Annotated in this window: 20 protein-coding genes and 1 other annotated feature; of the genes, 18 read left to right on the forward strand and 2 right to left on the reverse strand. The window is 43.9% G+C overall.

What is annotated here, in order from left to right:
* Positions 1-44: 44 nt before the first annotated feature.
* From leuC to yihA, 8 genes are all read left to right on the forward strand, one after another.
* Positions 45-1,463, forward strand: coding sequence for a 3-isopropylmalate dehydratase large subunit (gene leuC / locus QA442_RS07740; RefSeq protein WP_014664870.1), 1,419 nt, complete (start codon positions 45-47; stop codon positions 1,461-1,463).
* Between the two features lie 12 nt (positions 1,464-1,475).
* Positions 1,476-2,075 (forward strand): 3-isopropylmalate dehydratase small subunit, encoded by a 600-nt coding sequence (gene leuD, locus QA442_RS07745; RefSeq protein WP_014664869.1) that lies wholly within the window; start codon positions 1,476-1,478, stop codon positions 2,073-2,075.
* 118 nt (positions 2,076-2,193) lie between these two features.
* Positions 2,194-3,198, forward strand: coding sequence for a DNA damage checkpoint antagonist DdcA (gene ddcA, locus QA442_RS07750; RefSeq protein ID WP_095432375.1), 1,005 nt, complete (start codon positions 2,194-2,196; stop codon positions 3,196-3,198).
* A gap of 227 nt (positions 3,199-3,425) precedes the next feature.
* Positions 3,426-4,700 (forward strand): trigger factor, encoded by a 1,275-nt coding sequence (gene tig / locus QA442_RS07755; RefSeq protein ID WP_095432374.1) that lies wholly within the window; start codon positions 3,426-3,428, stop codon positions 4,698-4,700.
* Between the two features lie 272 nt (positions 4,701-4,972).
* Positions 4,973-6,235 (forward strand): ATP-dependent protease ATP-binding subunit ClpX, encoded by a 1,263-nt coding sequence (gene clpX / locus QA442_RS07760; RefSeq protein ID WP_003229613.1) that lies wholly within the window; start codon positions 4,973-4,975, stop codon positions 6,233-6,235.
* A gap of 150 nt (positions 6,236-6,385) precedes the next feature.
* Positions 6,386-8,044, forward strand: coding sequence for an ATP-dependent protease LonB (gene lonB / locus QA442_RS07765; protein WP_095432373.1), 1,659 nt, complete (start codon positions 6,386-6,388; stop codon positions 8,042-8,044).
* 180 nt (positions 8,045-8,224) lie between these two features.
* The gene (gene lon / locus QA442_RS07770) at positions 8,225-10,549 is read left to right on the forward strand and encodes an endopeptidase La (protein ID WP_071581545.1); all 2,325 of its coding nucleotides are present in this window, start codon (positions 8,225-8,227) and stop codon (positions 10,547-10,549) included.
* Positions 10,546-11,133 carry a ribosome biogenesis GTP-binding protein YihA/YsxC gene (gene yihA, locus QA442_RS07775; RefSeq protein WP_014114673.1) on the forward strand — a complete coding sequence of 196 codons (588 nt, stop codon included), beginning with the start codon at positions 10,546-10,548 and terminating at the stop codon, positions 11,131-11,133. The genes lon and yihA overlap by 4 nt, the downstream gene beginning before the upstream one ends.
* Before the next feature lie 21 nt (positions 11,134-11,154).
* Here the strand turns inward: yihA and QA442_RS07780 are convergent, their stop codons facing one another.
* On the reverse strand, positions 11,155-11,652 hold the full coding sequence (locus tag QA442_RS07780) for a hypothetical protein (protein WP_071581544.1): 498 nt from the start codon (positions 11,650-11,652) through the stop codon (positions 11,155-11,157).
* Between the two features lie 229 nt (positions 11,653-11,881).
* On the opposite strand from QA442_RS07780, the gene hemA reads away from it, so the two are divergent.
* The 8 genes from hemA to cotN all read left to right on the forward strand — a co-directional run bounded on the left by hemA (position 11,882) and on the right by cotN (position 21,027).
* Positions 11,882-13,249, forward strand: a complete 1,368-nt coding sequence (gene hemA, locus QA442_RS07785; protein ID WP_095432372.1) for a glutamyl-tRNA reductase — start codon at positions 11,882-11,884, stop codon at positions 13,247-13,249.
* A gap of 7 nt (positions 13,250-13,256) precedes the next feature.
* A complete protein-coding gene (locus QA442_RS07790; RefSeq protein WP_071581542.1) occupies positions 13,257-14,087 on the forward strand; it encodes a cytochrome c biogenesis protein in 831 nt (276 codons plus the stop codon).
* 32 nt (positions 14,088-14,119) lie between these two features.
* Positions 14,120-15,064 carry a hydroxymethylbilane synthase gene (hemC, locus tag QA442_RS07795; RefSeq protein ID WP_080488113.1) on the forward strand — a complete coding sequence of 315 codons (945 nt, stop codon included), beginning with the start codon at positions 14,120-14,122 and terminating at the stop codon, positions 15,062-15,064.
* Positions 15,054-15,842 (forward strand): uroporphyrinogen-III synthase, encoded by a 789-nt coding sequence (hemD, locus tag QA442_RS07800; RefSeq protein WP_095432371.1) that lies wholly within the window; start codon positions 15,054-15,056, stop codon positions 15,840-15,842. Before hemC ends, hemD begins: the two co-directional genes overlap by 11 nt.
* Positions 15,839-16,813 carry a porphobilinogen synthase gene (gene hemB, locus QA442_RS07805; protein ID WP_095432370.1) on the forward strand — a complete coding sequence of 325 codons (975 nt, stop codon included), beginning with the start codon at positions 15,839-15,841 and terminating at the stop codon, positions 16,811-16,813. The genes hemD and hemB overlap by 4 nt, the downstream gene beginning before the upstream one ends.
* A gap of 29 nt (positions 16,814-16,842) precedes the next feature.
* On the forward strand, positions 16,843-18,135 hold the full coding sequence (gene hemL / locus QA442_RS07810) for a glutamate-1-semialdehyde 2,1-aminomutase (RefSeq protein ID WP_095432369.1): 1,293 nt from the start codon (positions 16,843-16,845) through the stop codon (positions 18,133-18,135).
* Positions 18,136-18,265: 130 nt separating this feature from the next.
* A complete protein-coding gene (locus tag QA442_RS07815; protein WP_095432368.1) occupies positions 18,266-19,969 on the forward strand; it encodes a LysM peptidoglycan-binding domain-containing protein in 1,704 nt (567 codons plus the stop codon).
* Between the two features lie 32 nt (positions 19,970-20,001).
* The gene (gene cotN / locus QA442_RS07820) at positions 20,002-21,027 is read left to right on the forward strand and encodes a spore coat protein CotN (protein WP_095432367.1); all 1,026 of its coding nucleotides are present in this window, start codon (positions 20,002-20,004) and stop codon (positions 21,025-21,027) included.
* A gap of 18 nt (positions 21,028-21,045) precedes the next feature.
* Here the strand turns inward: cotN and QA442_RS07825 are convergent, their stop codons facing one another.
* Positions 21,046-21,237: a hypothetical protein gene (locus QA442_RS07825; protein ID WP_003222590.1), complete on the reverse strand. Its 192-nt coding sequence runs from the start codon at positions 21,235-21,237 to the stop codon at positions 21,046-21,048.
* 165 nt (positions 21,238-21,402) lie between these two features.
* Positions 21,403-21,625, forward strand: a binding site (T-box leader).
* 59 nt (positions 21,626-21,684) lie between these two features.
* Between QA442_RS07825 and valS the strand changes: the two genes are divergently transcribed.
* On the forward strand, positions 21,685-24,327 hold the full coding sequence (gene valS, locus QA442_RS07830) for a valine--tRNA ligase (protein WP_095432366.1): 2,643 nt from the start codon (positions 21,685-21,687) through the stop codon (positions 24,325-24,327).
* Between the two features lie 59 nt (positions 24,328-24,386).
* Complete coding sequence (locus QA442_RS07835) at positions 24,387-25,679, forward strand: bifunctional folylpolyglutamate synthase/dihydrofolate synthase (RefSeq protein ID WP_095432365.1); 1,293 nt, start codon at positions 24,387-24,389, stop codon at positions 25,677-25,679.
* Positions 25,680-25,687 lie beyond the last annotated feature (8 nt).

The following is a 25,687-nucleotide window of genomic DNA, read 5'->3' on the forward strand; positions in this document are numbered from 1 at the left end:
TACGATAAGCGGTCTTAGTTCATAGGTAGAGGGAGGAAATAAAGATGATGCCTCGAACAATCATCGAAAAGATTTGGGATCAGCATATTGTAAAACATGGTGAGGGAAAACCCGATCTTCTCTATATTGATTTGCATCTCATTCATGAGGTGACGTCACCTCAGGCATTTGAAGGTTTGAGACAAAAGGGAAGAAAGGTCAGAAGACCCCAAAACACATTTGCGACAATGGACCATAACATCCCGACCGTCAATCGTTTTGAGATAAAGGATGAAGTTGCGAAACGCCAAGTAACGGCGCTTGAAAGAAACTGTGAAGAATTTGGCGTGCGCCTTGCCGATCTTCACAGTGTGGATCAAGGGATTGTCCATGTCGTCGGCCCTGAACTGGGCTTAACGCTTCCAGGGAAAACGATCGTGTGCGGCGACAGTCATACATCAACACATGGCGCTTTCGGCGCTCTTGCATTCGGAATCGGGACGAGTGAAGTTGAACATGTCCTTTCCACACAGACTCTTTGGCAGCAGCGTCCGAAAACACTTGAAGTGCGCGTAGATGGAACGCTTCAAAAAGGGGTAACGGCAAAGGATGTCATTCTAGCTGTCATCGGCAAATACGGTGTGAAATTCGGCACTGGCTACGTCATTGAATACACTGGGGAAGTATTCAGAAATATGACGATGGATGAACGAATGACCGTTTGCAACATGTCAATTGAAGCAGGAGCAAGAGCAGGTTTGATTGCACCTGACGAGGTAACATTTGAATATTGCAAAAACCGCAAGTACACGCCAAAAGGCGAAGAATTTGACAAGGCTGTAGAGGAATGGAAAGCGCTGCGCACAGACCCGGGCGCTGTTTACGATAAATCTATCGTCCTTGACGGCAACGACATTTCTCCTATGGTGACATGGGGCATTAACCCGGGAATGGTTCTTCCTGTTGATTCTGAAGTTCCTGCGCCGGAAAGCTTTTCTGCAGAAGATGACAAAAAAGAAGCGATTAGAGCTTATGAATATATGGGGCTGACTCCCCATCAGAAAATCGAAGACATTAAAGTGGAGCACGTATTTATCGGTTCCTGCACAAATTCCCGCATGACTGACCTTCGTCAGGCTGCTGATATGATCAAAGGGAAGAAGGTAGCTGACAGCGTTAGAGCCATCGTCGTGCCAGGATCCCAAAGTGTGAAGCTTCAGGCTGAACAAGAAGGGCTTGACCAGATTTTCTTGGAAGCTGGATTTGAGTGGAGAGAGTCAGGCTGCAGCATGTGTTTGAGTATGAATAATGATGTTGTTCCTGAGGGAGAGCGCTGTGCGTCAACCTCTAACCGCAACTTTGAGGGCAGACAAGGAAAAGGTGCAAGAACACATCTCGTCAGCCCGGCAATGGCTGCGATGGCTGCCATTCACGGACACTTCGTTGATGTCAGAAAGTTTTATCAGGAAAAAACAGTTGTGTAAGGAGTGCGCGAGATGGAACCTTTGAAATCACATACGGGGAAAGCGGCCGTATTAAATCGGATCAATGTTGATACAGACCAGATTATTCCTAAACAATTTTTGAAGCGGATTGAAAGAACAGGCTACGGGCGTTTTGCATTTTTTGACTGGAGATATGATGCGAATGGTGAACCGAACCCTGAATTTGAATTAAACCAGCCTGTTTATCAAGGAGCTTCCATTTTAATAGCAGGAGAAAACTTCGGCTGTGGATCATCGCGCGAACACGCTCCGTGGGCGCTCGATGATTATGGGTTTAAAATTATCATTGCGCCGTCATTTGCTGATATTTTCCATCAGAACTGCTTTAAAAACGGGATGCTTCCGATCCGCATGCCATATGACAATTGGAAACAGCTAGTCAGCCAGTATGAAAACCAGTCATTGCAAATGACTGTTGACCTTGAAAATCAGCTGATTCATGACAGTGAAGGCAATCAAATTTCATTTGAAGTCGATCCGCATTGGAAAGAGATGCTCATCAACGGCTATGATGAAATTTCATTAACGCTGCTGCTTGAAGATGAAATCAAGCTATTTGAATCGAAAAGAAGCTCTTGGCTTCAAGCCTGAAGAAGCGGCCGGTCTTTGTCCGGCGGCTTTTTTTGCCTGGTGAAACCTTTCATTTCTTGTGTTTGTTCACAGGTGTTGATACACTTGAACAAAATAAATGCCTGAAAGGAATATAGGTATGACGCATGACAAGAAAAACGCAAAAATTATTCCTTTTCCTCATCTGAAAGACCGCCTCGTGGAAAAAGGGATGTCATCACTCAAGGAAAAAAAGTATCAAGAAGCGCTTGAGCTGTTTTCTGAAGCAATGAAATATGATGATACTGAATCTGATCTTCACTTAGGGATGGCTATCTGCTTTTTAGAGCTGGGCGAGCTGGAAGAGGCAAAAAGTGTGTGCGAGAAGATGCTCAAAGAAGGTTATGGCCATTATTTTACGGTTTTGCAGGTGTACATGACCATCTTAATTCAGCTCAAAAAATACGAAGAAGTCAAAAGCACTATTGAAGCCGTTTTGGAAGAAAATCAGCTGCCGGCAGAAAGCGCTGAGCAATTTTACAAGCTGCTTGATTTCAGCCGGAAAATGACCGATCCGGATCGAGAGGACGAGGCTTGGGACGAAGAATACGAGGATACAATTGACACCGAGAAAGTGCTGGCAAGCCCTGAGGAGCAAATGAATCTCATTCATTCCTTAAAAGACCGTAACGTAGCAAAGTATACAGGGTTGCTCAAAACAATCCTTCAAGACCCCTCAGCCCACCCGATTATCAAAACGATGATTGTTATGCTGTTGTCCGAGCATGAGTACAGTAAACCTGTGCACATTAGTAAATTTGGCGAGTCGTTGACAATTGAACCGTCTGAGATTGTCCCGCCTGATGCCGCTCCGATTCTGCACCGTGTTCTCAGGGTGCTGGATGAGACACTTGGAAATGAAAATCCAACCTTATATGCGGCAGTAGAAGAATTGTGGAGAAGACATTTATACGTTTTATATCCGTTCCAGCCGAAATTGCTGTCGGCTGATCTTTGGGCGGCTGCCCTGCATAAAGTCGGCTACGAGATGCACGGGATTGAAATTGAAAGAGAAGAACTTCATATGATGTATGAATTTACCGACAGAGAACTCGATGAAGCTTGTACAATGATAAAAGATATTGAAGAAATTTCTTATTTGTAAATCACGCCATATAGTTGAAAGCGCTATGTGTTATGTTATAATATAGTGGTTGTATTTGTGTATAACGGGTTATAAGAAATACGGTTGGACAGGCTTTGCAGTTCATTATTAACATCTATACATAATGATTCTGATCTTTGGCAGCTTTGTTTTTGTTGGACGAAGCCGAATGATTGCTTTAGAATGGAAGACCGACACAACCTGAATAGATTTTTGGAGGGAAACACATGTCTGTAAAATGGGAAAAACAAGAAGGCAACGAAGGCGTTTTAACGGTTGAAGTTGATGCTGAAACGTTTAAAACAGCACTTGATGATGCATTTAAAAAAGTAGTAAAACAAGTTTCAATTCCTGGATTCCGTAAAGGTAAAATTCCTCGCGGATTATTCGAACAGCGCTTTGGCGTAGAAGCTCTTTACCAAGATGCTTTGGATATTCTTCTTCCTGTAGAATACCCTAAAGCGGTTGAAGAAGCTGGCATCGAGCCTGTAGACCGTCCTGAAATCGATGTTGAAAAAATCGAAAAAGGCGAAAGCTTAATCTTCACTGCGAAAGTAACAGTAAAACCTGAAGTGAAGCTTGGCGACTACAAAGGCTTAGGCGTTGAAAAAGACGACACAACTGTAACTGACGAAGATGTTCAAAACGAACTAAAAGCGCTTCAAGAGCGTCAAGCTGAGCTTGTTGTAAAAGAAGAAGGCGCTGTTGAAGAAGGAAACACAGTTGTTCTTGATTTCGAAGGATTCGTTGACGGCGAAGCATTCGAAGGCGGAAAAGCTGAAAACTACTCTTTAGAAGTAGGTTCTGGTTCATTCATCCCTGGCTTCGAAGATCAATTAGTTGGCCTTGAAGCAGGTGCTGAGAAGGATGTTGAAGTGACATTCCCTGAAGAGTACCACGCTGAAGATCTTGCAGGCAAACCAGCTGTGTTCAAAGTGAAAATTCACGAAATCAAAGCGAAAGAGCTTCCTGAGCTTGACGATGAATTCGCTAAAGATATCGATGAAGAAGTGGAAACACTCGCTGAATTAACTGAAAAAACTAAGAAACGTTTAGAAGAAGCGAAAGAAAATGAAGCTGACGCTAAATTGCGTGAAGAGCTTGTTCTGAAAGCTTCTGAAAATGCTGAAATCGATGTGCCGCAAGCAATGGTCGACACTGAGCTTGACCGCATGCTGAAAGAATTCGAGCAGCGTCTGCAAATGCAAGGCATGAACCTTGAGCTTTACACTCAATTCTCAGGCCAAGATGAAGCTGCGTTAAAAGAGCAAATGAAAGAAGATGCTGAAAAACGCGTAAAATCTAACCTGACTCTTGAGGCGATTGCGAAAGCGGAAAACCTTGAAGTATCAGATGAGGAAGTTGAAGCTGAGCTTACTAAAATGGCTGAAGCATACAACATGCCTGTTGAAAATATTAAACAAGCCATCGGTTCTACTGACGCGATGAAAGAAGATTTAAAAGTTCGCAAAGCAATTGATTTTCTTGTAGAAAACCGTTAATATGGTGCATAATAATAGTAATAATAAAACAGGGCGCGAATCATTCGTGCCTTGTTTTGTACAATTATGAGTTATCTCTTTTTCTTGGGGCAAGATAGTTAATGCAGGGCAGTTTTTTGTCATACATATAGAATGTGCAAGTCAGAAACACATTGTTACCGTCTTTTTGGAAAGTATGGTAAAATGCAATACATACTCGTTTCGTTTCAAGAATCATTTTCTTTTGCTCTGCCGGTAAAAGAAAAAGTGAGACAAGATTAAGGGGTGAAAGAATGTTTAAATTTAACGAGGAAAAAGGACAATTGAAATGCTCGTTCTGTGGAAAAACACAAGATCAGGTTCGTAAGCTTGTAGCTGGGCCTGGTGTATATATATGTGACGAATGTATCGAACTCTGCACTGAAATTGTAGAGGAAGAACTCGGAACAGAAGAAGAAGTAGAATTTAAAGACGTACCAAAGCCTCAGGAAATTCGTGAAATCTTGAATGAATATGTCATCGGCCAAGATCAAGCGAAGAAATCACTTGCTGTTGCTGTGTATAACCACTATAAGCGCATTAACTCCAACAGCAAAGTCGATGATGTTGAGCTTTCCAAAAGTAATATTTCATTAATCGGGCCTACAGGAAGCGGTAAAACCCTTCTGGCGCAAACGTTGGCTCGCATTTTAAATGTGCCGTTTGCGATTGCAGACGCTACATCTTTGACTGAAGCTGGATACGTGGGTGAAGATGTAGAGAATATTCTCTTGAAACTCATCCAAGCTGCTGATTATGATGTGGAAAAAGCTGAAAAAGGCATTATCTATATTGATGAAATCGATAAAGTGGCTAGAAAATCTGAAAACCCGTCTATCACACGTGACGTGTCAGGTGAGGGCGTACAGCAGGCATTGCTTAAAATTCTTGAGGGTACAGTGGCGAGCGTGCCGCCTCAAGGAGGACGTAAGCATCCTCATCAAGAATTCATTCAAATTGACACAACAAATATTTTGTTCATTTGCGGCGGAGCTTTCGATGGTATCGAACAAATCATCAAACGCCGTTTAGGCCAAAAAGTGATTGGATTCGGTGCTGACAACAAAGCTGCTGATCTTGAGAAAGAAGATCTTCTTTCAAAAGTGCTTCCTGAAGATTTGCTCCGCTTCGGGTTAATTCCTGAGTTTATCGGACGTCTTCCGGTTATTGCAAGCCTTGAAAAGCTTGACGAAGAAGCATTGGTTGCGATCTTAACAAAACCGAAAAACGCTCTTGTTAAGCAATTCAAGAAAATGCTTGAGCTTGACAACGTTGAGCTTGAGTTTGAAGAAGAAGCGCTTTCTGAAATCGCTAAAAAAGCGATTGAACGCAAGACTGGCGCACGCGGACTCCGTTCTATCATTGAAGGCATCATGCTTGATGTGATGTTTGAGCTGCCTTCTCGTGATGACATTGAAAAATGTGTGATTACCGGGGCAACTGTGACACACGGAGAGCCTCCTCGCCTCTTATTAAAAGACGGCACTGAGGTTAGCCAAGATAAAACATCTGCATAAAGATAAACACAAACCTCCTGAATGAATCATTCAGGAGGTTTTTTGCATGTAAACTCTTCCGGAAAAACGTTTATTCCCGCCTCCTATGGGAGATACTAGCAATCAGAGGAATGAATTGGATACATAAATTGTTTTTCAGGAGGGACCACCATGAGTTGGACAGGGATCGCGTTATTTATTCAGCTGTTTTTTGGGATCATCATTGGTTTGTATTTTTGGAATTTGCTTAAAAATCAAAGGACACAAAAGGTCACGATAGATAAAGAATCAAAGAAGGAAATGGAGCAGCTTCGGAAAATGCGCGCTATTAGCTTGTCCGAGCCATTATCTGAGAAGGTCCGCCCCAAAAGCTTTCAAGATATTGTCGGACAGGAAGACGGTATTAAAGCATTAAAGGCGGCTTTGTGCGGACCGAATCCTCAGCATGTCATTGTCTATGGACCGCCGGGAGTTGGAAAAACGGCTGCTGCGCGGCTTGTGTTGGAAGAAGCAAAAAAACATAAACAATCACCGTTTAAAGAGCAAGCTGTTTTTGTGGAACTCGATGCGACAACAGCCCGTTTTGATGAAAGAGGAATTGCCGATCCGCTCATCGGCTCTGTCCATGACCCGATATACCAAGGGGCCGGTGCAATGGGGCAGGCTGGGATACCGCAGCCGAAGCAGGGAGCTGTCACTCATGCCCATGGCGGTGTGCTGTTTATTGATGAAATAGGGGAGCTGCATCCTATTCAAATGAATAAAATGCTGAAGGTGCTTGAGGACAGAAAAGTCTTTTTAGACAGTGCGTATTACAGTGAGGAAAATACACAAATTCCGAATCACATTCATGATATTTTTCAAAATGGGCTGCCGGCTGATTTCCGCTTGATTGGCGCGACCACGAGAATGCCAAACGAAATTCCGCCAGCTATCCGGTCCCGCTGTTTGGAGGTTTTTTTCCGCGAGCTTGAAAAGGACGAACTGAAAACTGTTGCCAAAACAGCAGCGGATAAAATTGAAAAAAATATCTCTGAAGAAGGCCTCGATCTGCTGACCAGCTATACGAGGAACGGACGGGAAGCTGTCAATATGATTCAAATCGCAGCGGGGATGGCTGTTACGGAGAATCGGAAAGACATTACCATTGAGGATATTGAATGGGTCATCCACTCTAGTCAGCTTACACCGAAGCATGAGCAAAAAATCGGTGTTGAACCGCAGGTCGGCATTGTAAATGGACTTGCAGTCTATGGGCCTAACAGCGGGTCGCTTCTGGAAATCGAAGTAAGTGTAACCGCGGCTCAAGATAAAGGATCAATTAATATCACAGGAATTGCTGAAGAAGAAAGCATCGGCAGCCAATCAAAATCAATCAGGCGAAAAAGCATGGCGAAGGGTTCGGTTGAAAATGTGTTAACCGTGCTCCGGACAATGGGAATGAAGCCGTCTGATTATGATATTCACATCAATTTCCCAGGAGGGGTTCCGATTGATGGGCCGTCAGCAGGCATCGCGATGGCGGCGGGGATTTTCTCGGCGATACACAAAATTCCTATTGACAATACCGTTGCGATGACAGGCGAAATCAGCTTGAACGGCCTTGTGAAACCTATCGGAGGCGTTATACCGAAAATAAAAGCGGCCAAGCAGTCCGGTGCGAAAAAGGTGATTATTCCATATGAAAATCAGCAGGCGATCTTAAAGCAGATTGACGAAATCGAGATTGTTGCAGTGAAGACGTTCCAAGAAGTGCTTGATGAAATTTTAGTGAATCCGCCAACGGAACAAAAACCGTTCCATATTGAAATTAATAAAGAATCCGTTTAAACCCTATTTTTATAATAGGGTTTTTTTCATGAAGGACATCTTTTCCTTTTTCATATCAGAAAGAAAGGGTATACTACGAGGAGACTGCTTTATAGAAAATGGAACCATGCCGTTTATTGTACAAGGATGAAAAAGTTGTATTATAATGGTTCATACTAAAGTCACGGAGGTGTCAGTCACATGGCAGAAGAATTAAAACGCAGCATCCCGCTCCTCCCTTTAAGAGGTTTATTAGTGTACCCGACGATGGTTTTGCATTTAGATGTAGGACGTGACAAGTCGGTTCAGGCTCTTGAACAGGCAATGATGCATGATCATATGATATTTTTAGCCACTCAGCAGGATATTTCGATAGACGAACCTGGTGAAGACGAGATTTTCACTGTCGGCACCTATACAAAAATTAAGCAAATGCTGAAGCTTCCGAACGGTACGATTCGTGTGTTGGTGGAGGGTCTCAAGCGCGCCCAAATCGTTAATTATAATGAACACGAGGAATACACGTCGGTTGACATTCAACTCATTCATGAAGATGATTCAAAAGATACAGAAGACGAAGCGTTGATGCGGACTTTGCTAGACCACTTTGATCAGTACATAAAAATTTCTAAAAAAATCTCGGCCGAAACGTACGCCGCGGTTACTGATATCGAAGAGCCGGGGAGAATGGCAGACATCGTTGCTTCTCATCTGCCCCTTAAACTAAAGGATAAGCAGGATATTTTAGAAACGGCAGATGTCAAAGACAGGCTGAACAAGGTCATTGATTTTATTAATAATGAAAAAGAAGTGCTGGAGATTGAGAAAAAAATCGGCCAGCGTGTCAAACGTTCAATGGAACGTACGCAGAAGGAATACTATTTGCGTGAACAGATGAAGGCGATCCAAAAAGAGCTTGGCGATAAAGAAGGCAAAACTGGCGAAGTTCAGACGCTGACTGAAAAAATTGAAGAAGCAGGCATGCCTGATCATGTGAAGGAAACAGCCCTTAAGGAATTGAACCGATATGAAAAAATTCCGTCAAGTTCTGCGGAAAGCTCCGTCATCCGCAGCTATATCGACTGGCTGATTGCTCTCCCGTGGACGGATGAAACAGATGATAAGCTTGATTTGAAAGAAGCAGGACGTCTCTTGGACGAAGAGCATCACGGACTTGAAAAAGTAAAAGAACGTATTTTAGAATATTTGGCTGTCCAGAAGCTGACAAAATCCCTGAAAGGCCCGATCCTCTGTTTGGCAGGACCTCCAGGTGTCGGAAAGACGTCTTTAGCCAAATCAATTGCAAAAAGCTTGGGACGGAAATTCGTCAGAATCTCACTCGGAGGAGTACGGGATGAATCAGAGATCCGCGGACACAGACGAACCTATGTCGGAGCAATGCCAGGACGGATTATTCAGGGGATGAAAAAAGCCGGCAAGCTGAACCCAGTTTTCTTATTAGATGAAATTGACAAAATGTCATCTGATTTTAGAGGAGATCCGTCATCTGCTATGCTTGAAGTGCTTGATCCAGAGCAAAACAGCAGCTTCAGTGATCACTATATTGAAGAAACCTTTGATTTATCAAAAGTGCTGTTTATCGCAACGGCGAACAATTTGGCTACAATTCCAGGGCCGCTCAGAGATAGAATGGAAATTATTAATATCGCAGGCTACACAGAAATAGAAAAACTCGAAATCGTAAAGGATCACTTGCTTCCAAAGCAGATCAAAGAACACGGGCTGAAGAAAAGCAACTTGCAGCTGCGTGATCAGGCGATTCTTGATATTATTCGTTACTATACGAGGGAAGCGGGTGTAAGAAGCCTTGAACGCCAGCTTGCCGCAATTTGCCGAAAAGCTGCAAAAGCCATTGTTGCTGAAGAGCGAAAACGGATTACGGTTACTGAGAAGAACCTTCAAGATTTTATCGGAAAACGCATTTTCAGATATGGACAAGCTGAAACAGAGGATCAAGTTGGTGTAGTGACAGGGCTTGCCTATACAACCGTTGGCGGAGATACGCTTTCGATTGAAGTATCGCTTTCACCGGGAAAAGGGAAATTAATCCTGACTGGAAAGCTCGGTGATGTAATGAGAGAGTCAGCTCAGGCAGCATTCAGCTATGTGCGATCCAAAACAGAAGAACTTGGCATTGAACCTGACTTTCATGAGAAGTATGATATTCATATACATGTACCAGAGGGTGCGGTGCCTAAAGATGGTCCGTCAGCCGGCATTACGATGGCAACAGCACTTGTTTCTGCTTTAACGGGGCGGGCAGTTTCTCGTGAAGTCGGCATGACTGGGGAAATTACGCTTCGCGGGCGCGTGCTGCCAATCGGCGGACTGAAGGAAAAAGCGCTTGGCGCACATAGAGCGGGATTGAAGACCATTATTGCGCCTAAAGAGAATGAAAAAGATATAGAGGATATTCCTGAAAGCGTCAGAGAGGGGCTGACATTTATATTGGCATCCCACCTAGACGAAGTTTTGGAACATGCCTTAGTAGGAGAGAAGAAATGAAAGTCACAAAGTCAGAAATCGTGATCAGTGCAGTAAAACCGGAACAGTACCCTGAAGGAGGGCTACCGGAAATTGCATTGGCCGGAAGATCAAACGTAGGAAAATCGTCTTTTATCAATTCATTAATCAATCGCAAAAATCTTGCGAGAACATCGTCAAAGCCTGGAAAAACACAAACGCTTAATTTCTATATTATCAATGATGAGCTGCATTTTGTGGATGTGCCGGGGTACGGTTTTGCCAAAGTGTCAAAGTCTGAGCGTGAAGCTTGGGGCAGAATGATTGAAACCTATATCACGACACGCGAGGAATTAAAAGCAGTGGTACAGATCGTTGATTTGCGGCATGCGCCGTCCAATGATGATGTACAGATGTATGAATTCTTAAAGTATTACGGCATTCCTGTTATTATTATCGCTACAAAGGCGGATAAGATCCCGAAAGGAAAATGGGACAAACACGCGAAGGTTGTCCGACAAACATTAAATATTGATCCGGAAGACGAGCTGATTCTCTTTTCCTCAGAAACGAAAAAGGGGAAAGACGAAGCTTGGGGAGCGATCAAAAAAATGATAAACCGGTAGAGAATCCTCTACCGGTTTTATTTATCGTATAGATTTTTTCCGTTTTATCAATAATAACAATAAACTGATTCCAATAAAGACAAACGGCCAATACTCCTTCAGAAGTGCTGTTGGAATATGCGCAGACTCAAGCCACGCCATAATTTGTTTGAAAAAGTACAAAAACAGGGAAAAACAAATCATCGACACAGCCTCATATACATATTCTTTTTTTTGAACGGTTGAAACGAGTAGTGAGAAGCCGATCATAAAGAGAAGCATTTCAAAATCATCCGGCCACCATACCCATTTCGGCTTGGCAAAAAAGTGTAAACCGATCCCGAAGAGAAGCAAACCGATAAAGAAATGGGGTGCAACGGCTTCTTTTTTTCCTTGATATACAAAGGCTGCGCCTAACAGCATGAGGAGAACAGGCCATTGATCCTGTCCTGAAAACAGTTCCGCTTGGCCGCTTTCAAGCCAAGCATATAAAGAAGCGGCAAGCAGCAGACAAGGGAATAAAATTGATTTTTGTTTCATGCATATCACCTTCTTGTTTTTTAGAGCTGATGTGTAGTAAATTTCTGCTGTTTTTGGTATTGTCAATAGGAATGCTTCTTTTCCCTGAAGCTTTTTCTAATATAGCATAAGAATTTTAAAATCTGTTCACATTTTGTGAAAGAATCTATGTTATAATTATTATAAATAATGAGTTCTATGTTAGAATAATTATAAATTAAGATTGGGTGTTGGGGGTGTAATTAAAGCGATGCATATACTTGTTGTGGGAGTAGATTATAAATCCGCCCCTATTGAGATACGTGAAAAAGTAAGTTTTCAGCCGAATGAGCTGGCAGACGCAATGGTGCAGCTGAAAGAAGAGAAAAGCATTCTGGAAAACATCATTGTCTCCACCTGCAACCGCACTGAAATTTATGCGGTAGTCGACCAGCTCCATACCGGCCGTTATTATATAAAAAAGTTCTTAGCTGATTGGTTTCAATTAAGCAAAGAAGAGCTGTCACCGTTCTTAACATTTTATGAGAGCGATGCAGCTGTTGAGCATTTATTTCGTGTAGCCTGCGGACTGGATTCGATGGTGATTGGTGAAACGCAGATTCTCGGACAGGTACGCGACAGCTTTAAAACAGCTCAGCAAGAAAAAACGATCGGGACTATTTTTAATGAGCTGTTTAAGCAGGCTGTTACAGTGGGCAAACGGACTCACGCCGAAACAGACATTGGCTCAAATGCGGTGTCTGTAAGCTATGCTGCAGTTGAACTTGCTAAAAAAATCTTCGGAAATCTCTCAAGCAAGCACATATTGATTCTCGGTGCGGGAAAAATGGGCGAGCTTGCTGCAGAAAACCTGCACGGACAAGGAATCGGCAAGGTCACTGTCATTAACCGAACATACTTGAAAGCGAAAGAGCTTGCTGACCGTTTCTCCGGTGAAGCGAGAAGCTTGAATCAGCTTGAAAGCGCGCTTGCGGAGGCTGATATTTTAATCAGTTCAACCGGTGCAAGTGAATTTGTCGTGTCCAAAGAGATGATGGAAAACGCGAATAAGCTTCGCAAGGGACGTCCGCTGTTTATGGTGGACATTGCTGTGCCTAGAGATCTTGATCCGGCGCTGAATGATCTTGAAGGTGTTTTTCTTTATGATATCGACGATCTGGAAGGCATTGTAGAAGCGAACATGAAAGAGCGGAGAGAAACCGCTGAAAAAGTTGAACTGTTAATTGAAGAAACCATTGTCGAATTTAAACAATGGATGAATACACTTGGTGTTGTGCCGGTTATTTCTGCATTGCGCGAAAAGGCGCTTGCCATCCAGTCAGAAACGATGGACAGCATCGAGCGTAAGCTGCCTCACTTAAGCACAAGAGAGAAAAAACTGTTGAACAAACACACCAAAAGTATCATTAACCAAATGCTGCGCGATCCGATTTTAAAGGTGAAAGAGCTTGCAGCAGATGCTGATTCTGAAGAAAAGCTCTCGTTGTTTATGCAGATTTTTGATATTGAAGAAGCTGCGGGACGTCAAATGATGAAAACCCTTGAAAGCAGCCAGAAGGTCCACTCTTTTAAAAAGGCTGAATCAAAAGCGGGCTTTAGCCCACTTGTAAGTGAGTGAAAGCTGAATGATTGATACTGCAATGGCAAGACTTAATGAGGGGACAATCGTCATTTACGCGTTAAGTGTACTCTTTTATTTTATAGATTTTCTTCAACACAACCGGAAGGCTGGAAAAATGGCCTTCTGGTTGCTTTCTATTGTCTGGACTCTGCAAACCGTGTATTTGGCCTATTTTATGTGGGTGACGGGGCGGTTTCCGGTATTAAATGTGACGGAGGCGCTTTATTTTTATGCCTGGGTGCTTGTCACGCTGTCACTTGTATTGACAAAGCTTTTACGTGTTGACTTTATTGTGTTTTTTACAAATGTTATAGGATTTTCTATGATCGCCATTCACACATTTTCACCGTCAGAGCAGCAGTCAGCGGCTTTTTCCGGGCAGCTTGTATCCGAGCTTTTGGTGATTCATATTACAATGGCGATTCTTTCATACGGCGCTTTTTCCCTTTCTTTCGTTTTTTCTGTGTTGTACATGTTTCAATATCATCTGCTGAAAAAGAAAAAGTGGGGAAAATGGCTGTTGAGAATAGAAGATTTATCAAAGCTTGATTATATGGCGTATGTTTTAAATGTGATCGGCGTTCCGATGCTGCTGCTGAGTTTGATTCTCGGCGTTATTTGGGCATATGTCTCTCTAGAAACGCTGTATTGGTTTGACGCCAAAGTGCTTGGTTCGTTTGTCGTCCTGCTGCTGTACAGCTATTATCTTTATATCAGGCTGATTAAAGAGCTGCAAGGAAAGGTCGCTGCACTGTGGAATACGGCTTGTTTTCTCGTGCTGATGATCAATTATTTCCTGCTTGGAAGCCTGTCGCAATTCCATTGGTTCAGTTAAATGATGTCCCAAGCAGATTCGGGAGGAAAGAAATGATGAGAACGATTAAAGTAGGTTCCAGACGAAGCAAACTCGCTATGACTCAAACAAAATGGGTTATCCAAAAACTGAAGGAAATCAGCCCTTCGTTTGCTTTTGAAATTAAAGAGATCGTGACAAAGGGTGACCGGATTGTTGATGTCACACTCTCAAAAGTGGGTGGAAAAGGGCTGTTTGTCAAAGAAATTGAACAAGCGCTTTTAAACGAAGAAATTGATATGGCAGTGCACAGCATGAAGGACATGCCTGCTGTTTTGCCTGAAGGCCTTGTGATCGGCTGTATTCCTGAACGGGAAGATCCTCGTGATGCCCTTATTTCAAAGAATCGCGTAAAGCTTTCAGAAATGAAGGAAGGCGCTGTCATTGGCACAAGCAGTTTAAGAAGAAGTGCACAGCTTTTGATTGAGCGGCCTGACCTTACAATTAAATGGATTAGAGGGAATATAGATACGAGACTTCAAAAGCTTGAAACAGAGGATTATGACGCGATTATTTTAGCCGCTGCCGGCCTTTCCAGAATGGGGTGGAAGCAGGATGTCGTAACCGAATTCCTTGAGCCTGAGCGTTGTTTGCCTGCTGTGGGGCAAGGAGCACTGGCGATTGAGTGCCGAGAATCGGATGAAGAGCTGTTGGCGTTGTTTTCTCAGTTTACAGATGAATATACAAAACGGACTGTTTTGGCAGAACGTGCTTTTTTAAATGCGATGGAGGGCGGCTGCCAGGTTCCGATCGCAGGCTACTCTGTGTTAAACGGGCAGGATGAAATTGAAATGACAGGGCTTGTCGCTTCTCCTGACGGCAAAATCATTTTTAAAGAAACCGTCATCGGAAACGATCCGGAGGAAGTAGGAAAGCGTTGTGCCGCTCTTATGGCTGACAAAGGAGCAAAAGATTTAATTGATCGTGTAAAACGGGAGCTTGATGAGGATGGAAAATGATTTTCCCCTGAAAGGAAAAACAGTGCTTGTCACCCGGAATAAGGCACAGGCAACATCATTTCAGCACAAAGTGGAGGCGCTTGGCGGAAAAGCGGTTTTGACCTCTTTGATTACGTTTCGCCCCGCTTTGCCGAATGATGTTGCGGAACAGGTGAGAGAGGATCTTGCCGCGCCAGGCTGGCTTGTTTTTACAAGCGTGAATGGGGCAGACTTCTTTTTTTCTTATCTGAAGGAAAATCAGCTTATTCTCCCTGCACATAAAAAAATTGCGGCCGTCGGTGAAAAAACCGCCTGCCGTTTAAAAACGCATAACGTATCGGTTGATGTGATGCCACAGGACTATATTGCTGAACAATTGGCTGCCGCTCTTAAACAGCATGCTGAACCGGGAGAGCGGATTACCGTGATGAAGGGGAATTTGTCACGTGATGTGATAAAACAAGAGCTTGTTCCGCTCGGTTTTGAAGTGAAGGAATGGGTTCTCTACGAAACGATTCCGGACGAAGAAGGCATCAAGGCACTGAAGAAGGCTGCGGGTCAATATTCCTTTGACTATGTAACATTTACGAGTTCATCAACCGTACATACGTTTATGCATGTCTTGGGAGAAGAATTAAAAAAGTGGAAGGCGAATGAGACTGCCTGTATCACCATCGGACCTTTAACAAGGGACGCCCTTCTGACGTATGGCATTACATCGTATACACCAGATACATTTACAATAGATGGCATGCTTGAGTTAATGTGCAGCATGTCTAGAGAGGAAGAGAGAATATGAGTCAATCATTTAATAGACACCGCCGCCTGCGGACATCAAATGCAATGAGAGAGATGGTAAAGGAAACACGTTTGCATCCATCAGATTTTATCTATCCGATTTTTGTCGTTGAAGGGCTTGAAGGCAAAAAAGCTGTTCCGTCAATGCCTGATGTTTATCATGTATCATTAGATCTATTGAAGGATGAAGTAGCTGAGCTGGTCAAACTGGGAATTCAATCTGTTATCGTGTTCGGCATCCCGGAAGAAAAGGATGATTGCGGAACTCAAGCGTACCATGATCATGGTATCGTTCAAAAAGCCATCACGGAAATTAAAAAACACTTCCCTGAAATGGTGGTTGTCGCTGACACGTGCTTATGCGAATATACAGACCACGGTCATTGCGGACTTGTCAAAGACGGGGTCATCCTCAATGATGAATCGCTTGAGCTTTTAGCGCAGACAGCTGTCAGCCAAGCGAAGGCAGGTGCGGATATCATTGCGCCATCAAACATGATGGACGGATTTGTTACAGTGATCAGAGAAGCGCTCGATAAAGAAGGATTCGTCAATATTCCAATCATGTCTTACGCTGTAAAATATTCAAGTGAGTTTTACGGTCCGTTCCGTGACGCAGCAAACAGCACACCGCAATTTGGTGACCGCAAAACATATCAGATGGATCCTGCCAACCGTATGGAGGCACTCCGCGAAGCACAATCAGATGTCGAGGAAGGCGCGGACTTTTTGATTGTCAAACCTTCGCTTTCATATATGGATATCATGCGTGACGTGAAAAATGAGTCTACTTTGCCGCTCGTCGCTTATAATGTAAGCGGAGAGTATTCAATGGTGAAGGCTGCAGCGCAGAACGGCTGGATCAAGGAAAAAGAAATTGTGTTGGAAATTTTGACAAGCATGAAGCGCGCGGGTGCGGACCTGATTATTACGTATCATGCGAAAGACGCAGCGAAATGGCTTGCGGAGTAATTTTATTCAGTTGACAGGAGTTGAGGCAGATGAGAAGCTATGAAAAATCAAAATCGGCTTTTAAAGAAGCGCAAAAACTCATGCCGGGTGGTGTGAACAGTCCCGTTCGCGCATTTAAATCAGTAGACATGGACCCGATTTTTATGGAGCGCGGAAAAGGCTCGAAAATCTTTGATATTGACGGGAATGAATATATTGACTACGTCTTGTCATGGGGGCCTTTAATTTTAGGACATACGAATGACCGCGTTGTTGAAAGCCTTAAAAAAGTGGCTGAATACGGGACAAGCTTCGGTGCTCCGACAGAAGTGGAAAATGAACTGGCAAAGCTCGTTATTGATCGTGTGCCATCTGTAGAAATTGTACGTATGGTCAGCTCCGGAACGGAGGCTACAATGAGCGCCCTCCGTTTGGCAAGGGGCTATACGGGCCGCAACAAGATTCTAAAATTTGAGGGCTGCTACCACGGACACGGCGATTCCCTCTTGATTAAAGCAGGTTCAGGTGTAGCCACTCTCGGTCTGCCTGACAGCCCTGGTGTGCCTGAAGGCATTGCAAAAAATACCATCACCGTTCCGTACAATGATTTAGAAAGTGTAAAGCTTGCTTTCCAGCAATTCGGTGAAGACATTGCGGGAGTCATCGTAGAGCCGGTTGCCGGAAATATGGGCGTTGTTCCGCCGCAAGAAGGCTTCCTGCAGGGTCTGCGTGATATCACTGAGCAATATGGCTCCCTGCTGATTTTTGATGAAGTGATGACAGGCTTCCGGGTCGACTATAACTGCGCTCAAGGCTACTTCGGCGTAACGCCTGACCTGACTTGTTTAGGAAAAGTAATCGGGGGCGGACTTCCTGTCGGCGCTTATGGCGGAAAGGCAGAAATCATGGAGCAGATCGCTCCGAGCGGTCCGATCTATCAAGCGGGTACATTGTCAGGCAACCCGCTTGCGATGACGGCTGGATTAGAGACATTGAAGCAGCTGACACCTGAATCCTACAAGAATTTCATCAAAAAAGGCGACAGGCTGGAAGAAGGAATTTCAAAAGCCGCCGAGGCACATGGCATTCCGCATACCTTTAACCGTGCAGGTTCCATGATTGGTTTCTTCTTTACAAACGAACCTGTCATCAATTATGAAACAGCGAAATCATCAGATTTGAAGCTGTTTGCAAGCTATTATAAAGGGATGGCAAATGAAGGGGTTTTCCTTCCGCCATCACAATTCGAAGGACTGTTTCTCTCAACGGCCCATACTGATGAAGATATTGAAAACACAATCCATGCAGCTGAGAACGTATTTGCTGAGATCAGCCGCAGATAAGAGTGAAAACCGGCATCAAGGACTCCTTGTGCCGGTTTTTTCGTGCGCTCCCACTCATATTTTCTCCAGTTCATACATACACCTTTAGTGACATCTAATTTTAAGGATTAGATGAAAGGAGGATATGAACTTGCCGCAAAATCATCGATTGCAATTTTCTGTAGAAGAATCGATCTGTTTCCAAAAAGGACAGGAAGTTTCTGAACTGCTTTCAATTTCATTAGATCCTGATATCAGGGTTCAGGAAGTAAATGATTATGTATCAATCAGAGGATCGCTTGAACTTACAGGTGAGTACAACATAGATCAAAACAAACATACCGAAGAGATGTATACAGATAAGCGGTTTGTTGAGCAAGTCAGAAAGAGAGAGGATGGAAGTGCGGAACTGGCTCACTGTTTTCCTGTGGATATTACCATTCCAAAAAATAAAGTGAGCCATTTACAGGATGTCTTTGTTTTTATTGACGCATTTGACTATCAATTAACGGATTCGCGCATTTTAACAATTCAAGCTGATTTAGCGATCGAAGGTCTTTTGGATGATACGCAAGACAAAGAACCGGAGATACCTTTATATGAAGCTCCTGAGGCGTTCAGGGAGGAAGAGCTTTCAGAGCCGCCGGCACATAATGTAGAAGAACCAGGTGCATCATCGGCAGAGAAAGCAGTTCTTCAGGATGAACCGCCAGAACTTTTTGTCTCAAAAGCAGGGCTCCGTGAAGAACTGGAGACAGAAAAAGCAGAATCTGAGCCGCCTGAATCGGTTGCTTCAGAACCAGAGGCCAGAGAAGATGGAAAAGAGGAAGACGAGGCTGAAGAGCCTGCAGTGATGGAAGCAGAGGTTCGTACAGAATCGGAAAAAGCAGAATCGGAGCCAGAACCTGCTGCTTCAGAAATAGAGATTCAAGAGATCGTTAAAGCAAAAAAAGAAACGGCAGAGCCGGCAGCTGCAGCAGATGTTCGTGAAAAAGCAGACTCTCCAGCGGAGGATGAGCTTCGTGAACACGCTGGCGCAGAAGAATCGCCTGCATTGGAAGCTGAACTTCATTCAGAGACTGTGGTCAAAGAGGAAAAAGCAGAAACATCTATTCATGAATACGCATTGCGTCAAGAGGCTCAAAATGAAGAAGAGCCTCAATCGGATCAGGCTGGTACGGCGCTTTGTCAAGAAGAGCCGGAACCGGATGGAGCTTTGGAGAATGTATCAGAGGCCGCTCTCTCCATAGAAGAAAACAGAGAGAAAAAAACAGCTTCAGCAGTATATGCGGAGAGTGACAAAGCCGATTTGCATTTCCATTTCAATCAAAAAACAGGCTCAGAGGAGGCTCAAGAAGAATCGCCTGAACCGGCCTATCGTACCTTCCTGCCCGAACAAGAAGAGGAGGATTCTTTTTATTCAGCGCCTAAGCTGCTGGAGGAGGAAGAACAAGAGGAAGAAAGCTTCGAAATTGAAGTGAGAAAAACACCACCGGCTGAAGAGCCTATGGAAGAAACACCTTTTCAATCCTTCCAGCTGCCTGAATCCTCTGAGACTGAAAGGAAGGAAACGAATGCTGTTCCTAGGGTTTCTCCTGCTGCTGAAACGAAGGAACCTCAAACAAAGGAAAGTGATAATTCTCTTTATCTAACGAAACTTTTTACAAGAGAAGAGGATGAGTTTTCGAGAATGAAAATCTGCATTGTGCAGCAGGAAGATACGATCGAACGTTTATGCGAACGGTATGAAATTACATCCCAGCAGCTGATCAGGATGAATTCTTTAGCCTTGGATGATGAATTAAAAGCAGGACAGATTCTCTATATTCCTCAATATAAAAATAGCCATGCATAAACCGTAAGCGATCGGAAAATGTGGTGAATGAAATGGAAGATACCCAATCGGTTCTTCAGGAATACGGACTGACTGCTCAATTTATTGAGCCTGTCAGTCCTCTTGTTTGGAAAGTGTATACAGACTACGGCGTATTCGCCCTGAAAAAGTTGAAAGAGGGTCGCGGCAGGCAATTTACAGATCATATGGTGGCGATTGAGGAAAAAGGTTTTCGTTCTTTTGTTCCCGTATACAGAACAAATAGCGGTGAGTTTTTCTCAGCAGGCAGGCAATACGGAGATACCTACTATTTAATGCCTTGGCTCCAATTTGACCAAGAAGAAGAACGTGATCAGAAACATGCTTATTTATTTAGAGAGACATCCCGCCTTCACGAAAGAACCATGCAGGAACTAAAGGTTAGGCGTGATGAGATTGAACGGTATTACGATCAAACGAAAAAAAAGTGGGAACATGACAAGATCTTCTATGAACAGTTTGTGGATAGAGCAGAGAAGGAGTGGTACCTTTCTCCTTTTGAACTTCAGGCCATCACCTATTTTTCAGAAACCATTTCCGCGGTGAACTTTGCGCTGGAGCGGCTGGAGGACTGGTATGAGTCGGCAAAAGAAAAGGATGTTTCAAGGGTTGTAATGAACCACGGCAGCCTGTCTATACACCATTTTCTATATAATGATACCGGGACGGGATATTTTACAAACTTCGAAAGAGCTTCTGTCGGCCCGCCGCAAAACGACCTGCTCGGCTTTTTTACAAAAATGTTCAGAGGCTTTCCGAAAGCTTGTCCGGAATGCGTCGAATGGTTTTATGGATACACGAAATCATTTCCTTTACGTGAAGCGGAAGTCAGTCTATTTCTCAGCTATATGGCTTATCCGCAAGCCATGTACAAGGTGCTGAACGGTTATCAAGCCGGGAAAAGACAGCATGAAAAAGAGGAATGTACACAATTATTAAAGGCGTATTGGCAAATGAAAAATATAGAGCCGTTTGTAATGAAAATTCATCAGATTGAACAAGAGAAAAAATTTCAGGCTGAAAACGAGTCCACGTCTTAATGGCGCGGACTTGTTTGTTTATATCCATTCTAAATGAAGGGCGCAAGCTAAAAAGATTAGGATTGCGAGCAGCAAAACATCAAAGGTTGTCGGAAAGAAAATGGTTCTGATTCCTTGAAAAATCGTAATGGGAATAATCACTTGTGCGGATACAAGCCGAATTTGCCTGACCCATGGCGGCAGCGAATAAGAGCTGAAACGTTTCTTCACAGTGCATCCTCCTCTACGCATTTACAAGCATCATATGTAAACTTGGGCAATAGGTGCCTGCCTATCTGTATAGAAAGCGGTGTTTTTGGAAAAGATGATTGACGAATCAAAAACACTTTTACTATAATAAAGAACATAAATAATGTATACAATGAGCTGATAAATACACCTGCTTAGAACGGGAAGAGTACAAAAAAGGCGCATGCAGAGAGAGAAGCCGTTTGCTGAAAGGCTTCTTATGCTGTCTGATTGGAAGGTCGCCCGGGAGCATAATTTCTTGAAGGAAGAGTAGAGAAATTCGGGAAACACCCGTTATCCGTTATAAGTGCATGAACTGATAGAGTTCATGAAAAAAGGTGGTACCGCGAAAGAGTTTTTCGTCCTTTTACAGGGATGAAGAGCTCTTTTTTCGTTCTCAGCCATTTTTAAACATGCTGGAGGGTTATGATGGAAACGAATGAACAAACAATGCCGACGAAATATGATCCGGCAGCGGTCGAAAAAGACCGATATGATTTTTGGCTAAAAGGAAAATTTTTTGAAGCGGGCAGTGACCAGGCAAAAGAGCCATACTCTGTTGTCATCCCGCCGCCAAACGTAACTGGAAGACTACACCTTGGCCACGCATGGGATACAACGCTGCAAGACATTGTAACAAGAATGAAGCGCATGCAAGGCTATGATGTGCTGTGGCTGCCTGGCATGGACCACGCCGGCATCGCGACACAGGCTAAAGTGGAGGCGAAACTTCGTGAAGAAGGCAAATCCCGCTACGATTTAGGCCGTGAAAAATTCCTCGAAGAAACGTGGAAGTGGAAGGAAGAGTATGCTGACTTTATTCGCAGCCAGTGGGCGAAATTAGGTCTTGGCCTTGATTATTCCCGGGAACGTTTTACGCTGGATGAGGGCTTAAGCAAAGCGGTACGGGAAGTATTCGTTAAGCTTTATGAAAAAGGCCTGATCTACAGAGGCGAATATATTATTAACTGGGACCCAGCGACAAAGACAGCCCTATCCGACATTGAGGTGATTTACAAGGATGTTCAAGGCGCGTTCTATCATATGAGCTATCCACTTGCTGATGGGACAGGTTCAATTGAAATTGCGACGACACGTCCTGAAACGATGCTCGGTGATACAGCAGTTGCTGTTCACCCTGAAGACGAGCGCTATAAACACCTTATCGGAAAAACGGTGATACTGCCGATTGTAAATCGTGAAATTCCGATTGTCGGTGATGACTATGTTGATATGGAATTTGGTTCAGGTGCGGTGAAAATTACGCCTGCTCATGATCCGAACGACTTCGAGCTTGGCAACCGCCACAATTTAGAACGCATTCTTGTCATGAATGAAGACGGCACGATGAATGAAAATGCATTGCACTATCAAGGTATGGATCGTTTTGAATGCCGCAAAAAGCTCGTGAAAGATTTACAGGAAGCGGGAGTTCTCTTTAAAATCGAGGATCATATGCATTCTGTCGGCCATAGTGAACGAAGCGGGGCTGTTGTGGAGCCTTATCTTTCTACACAATGGTTCGTGCGCATGCAGCCGCTTGCTGATGCAGCGATTGAGCTGCAAAAGAAAGAAGAAAAAGTCAATTTTGTGCCTGACCGTTTTGAAAAAACGTATTTACACTGGATGGAAAACATTCGCGATTGGTGTATCTCCCGTCAGTTGTGGTGGGGCCATCGTATTCCTGCCTGGTATCATAAAGAAACAGGAGAGCTATATGTCGGGCTTGAGGCGCCGGAGGATAGGGAAAATTGGGAACAGGATACAGACGTGCTGGATACATGGTTCAGTTCTGCGCTATGGCCTTTCTCCACAATGGGCTGGCCTGATGTAACAGCTGAAGACTTTAAACGCTACTATCCGACAGACGTTCTCGTGACAGGGTATGACATCATTTTCTTCTGGGTGTCACGCATGATTTTCCAAGGCATTGAATTTACAAACGAGCGCCCGTTCAAGGATGTTTTAATTCATGGTTTAATCCGTGACGAGCAAGGCCGGAAAATGAGTAAATCTCTTGGCAACGGTGTCGATCCGATGGATGTCATTGACAAGTACGGAGCTGATTCTCTGCGTTATTTCCTTGCGACTGGAAGCTCTCCTGGCCAGGATCTGCGCTTCAGCTATGAAAAAGTGGAATCGACATGGAATTTTGCCAATAAAATTTGGAACGCCTCTCGTTTTGCATTAATGAACATGGATGGCATGACGTACGATGAGCTTGATCTGTCAGGCGAAAAATCAGTCGCTGACAAGTGGATTTTAACGCGATTAAATGAAACGATCGAGCACGTGACCCAGCTTGCTGACCGATATGAATTTGGTGAAGTCGGACGCCATTTATATAACTTTATTTGGGATGATTTCTGTGACTGGTATATTGAAATGGCAAAGCTTCCGCTCTATGGAGAAGACGAAGCGGCTAAGAAAACTACCCGCTCCATCCTTGCTTACGTGCTTGATCAAACGATGCGTCTGCTCCATCCGTTTATGCCATTCTTAACAGAGGAAATTTGGCAGCACCTTCCTCACCAAGGGGAATCGATTACAGTAAGTCAATGGCCTGTTGTCGTGCCGGAGCATACCGATACTGAAGCGGCAGCTGACATGAAGCTTCTTGTTGAGCTGATCCGTTCTGTGCGTAATATTCGCAGTGAAGTCAATACGCCAATGAGCAAGCAGGTTGAACTGTATATTAAAACAGGCACAGAAGAAATAGCAGCCCGCCTCGAAGCGAACCGTTCATATGTTGAACGCTTTACGAATCCGAGCGTTCTTAAAATCGGCACGGATATCGAGGCTGTTGATAAAGCGATGACGGCCGTTGTCTCAGGAGCAGAGGTTATTCTTCCGCTTGAAGGCTTAATTAATATTGATGAAGAAATTGCCCGTCTGCAAAAAGAATTCGATAAGCTGACGAAAGAAGTCGAGCGCGTCCAAAAGAAACTTGGAAATGAAGGATTTATGAAAAAAGCGCCTGCACACGTAATTGATGAAGAACGTGAAAAAGAAAAAGATTATGTGGCAAAGCGTGACGCTGTTCAAAAACGAATGGCTGAGCTGAAGGGCTAATGAAAAGCCGGGGCGGTTTCTAGAGAAACCGCCTTGTCTTATAAAAGAGGGGATTATCATTGTTTACTGCATATCAAGAAGCGCGCAGCTGGATTCACGGGCGGCTGAAATTCGGGGTGAAGCCCGGGCTTGGCCGAATGGAGCAGCTGATGGCGCGTTTAGGACATCCTGAAAAAAAAATCCGCGCGCTCCACGTCGCAGGAACAAACGGTAAAGGATCAACTGTCGCTTTTATCCGTTCTATGCTGCAGGAAGCCGGATATACGGTAGGAACGTTTACATCGCCTTATATCATTACGTTTAATGAACGGATCAGCGTAAACGGGACACCGATTACAGATGAGGAATGGACAGCACTCGTTAATCAAATGAAACCGCACGTTGAAGCTCTTGATCAAACGGAACACGGACAGCCGACAGAATTTGAAATTATGACGGCCTGTGCATTTTTATATTTTGCAGAATTTCATAAGGTTGATTTTGTTATTTTTGAAACAGGTTTGGGAGGCAGATTCGATTCTACGAATGTAGTAGAGCCGCTTTTAACTGTGATCACAAGCATCGGACACGATCATATGAATATTTTGGGGAACACCATTGAAGAAATTGCAGGAGAAAAGGCCGGTATTATTAAAGAAGGTATTCCAATCGTTACAGCAGTTACCCAGCCGGAAGCTTTACAGGTCATCCGCCATGAAGCTGAACAGCATGCTGCGCCATTCCAGTCATTACTTGATACCTGTGCTATTTTCAATGAAAAGGCTCTGCCTGCAGGAGAACAGTTTTCATTCAAAACGGGCGAAAAATGCTATGAAGATATTCGGACATCCTTGATTGGCACCCACCAAAGACAAAATGCTGCTTTATCCATTTTGGCTGCGGAGTGGCTCAATAAGGAGAATATTGCCCATATCAGTGATGAAGCATTAAGAAGCGGGCTTGTGAAGGCTGCTTGGCCCGGACGGTTAGAGCTTGTTCAAGAAGATCCTCCGGTTTACTTAGACGGTGCGCATAACGAAGAAGGTGTTGAACAGCTGGCGGAAACGATGAAGCAGCGTTTCGCCAATTCACGCATTTCTGTGGTGTTTAGCGCATTAAAGGACAAACCGTATCAGAACATGATTAAAAGACTGGAAACCATAGCTGATGAGATTCATTTTGCTTCTTTTGATTTTCCCCGTGCTTCTCTTGCAAAAGATCTCTATGATGCAAGTGAAATCAGCCATAAAAGCTGGAGTGAAGATCCAGACGATGTGATCAATTTCATAGAAAGCAAAAAGGGCTCACATGAAATCGTGCTGATTACCGGATCTCTTTATTTTATTTCTGACATTCGCAAACGGTTGAAATAAACGCGTCC

The organism is Bacillus stercoris (assembly GCF_029772985.1).
GTDB classification, from domain to species: Bacteria; Bacillota; Bacilli; order Bacillales; family Bacillaceae; genus Bacillus; species Bacillus stercoris.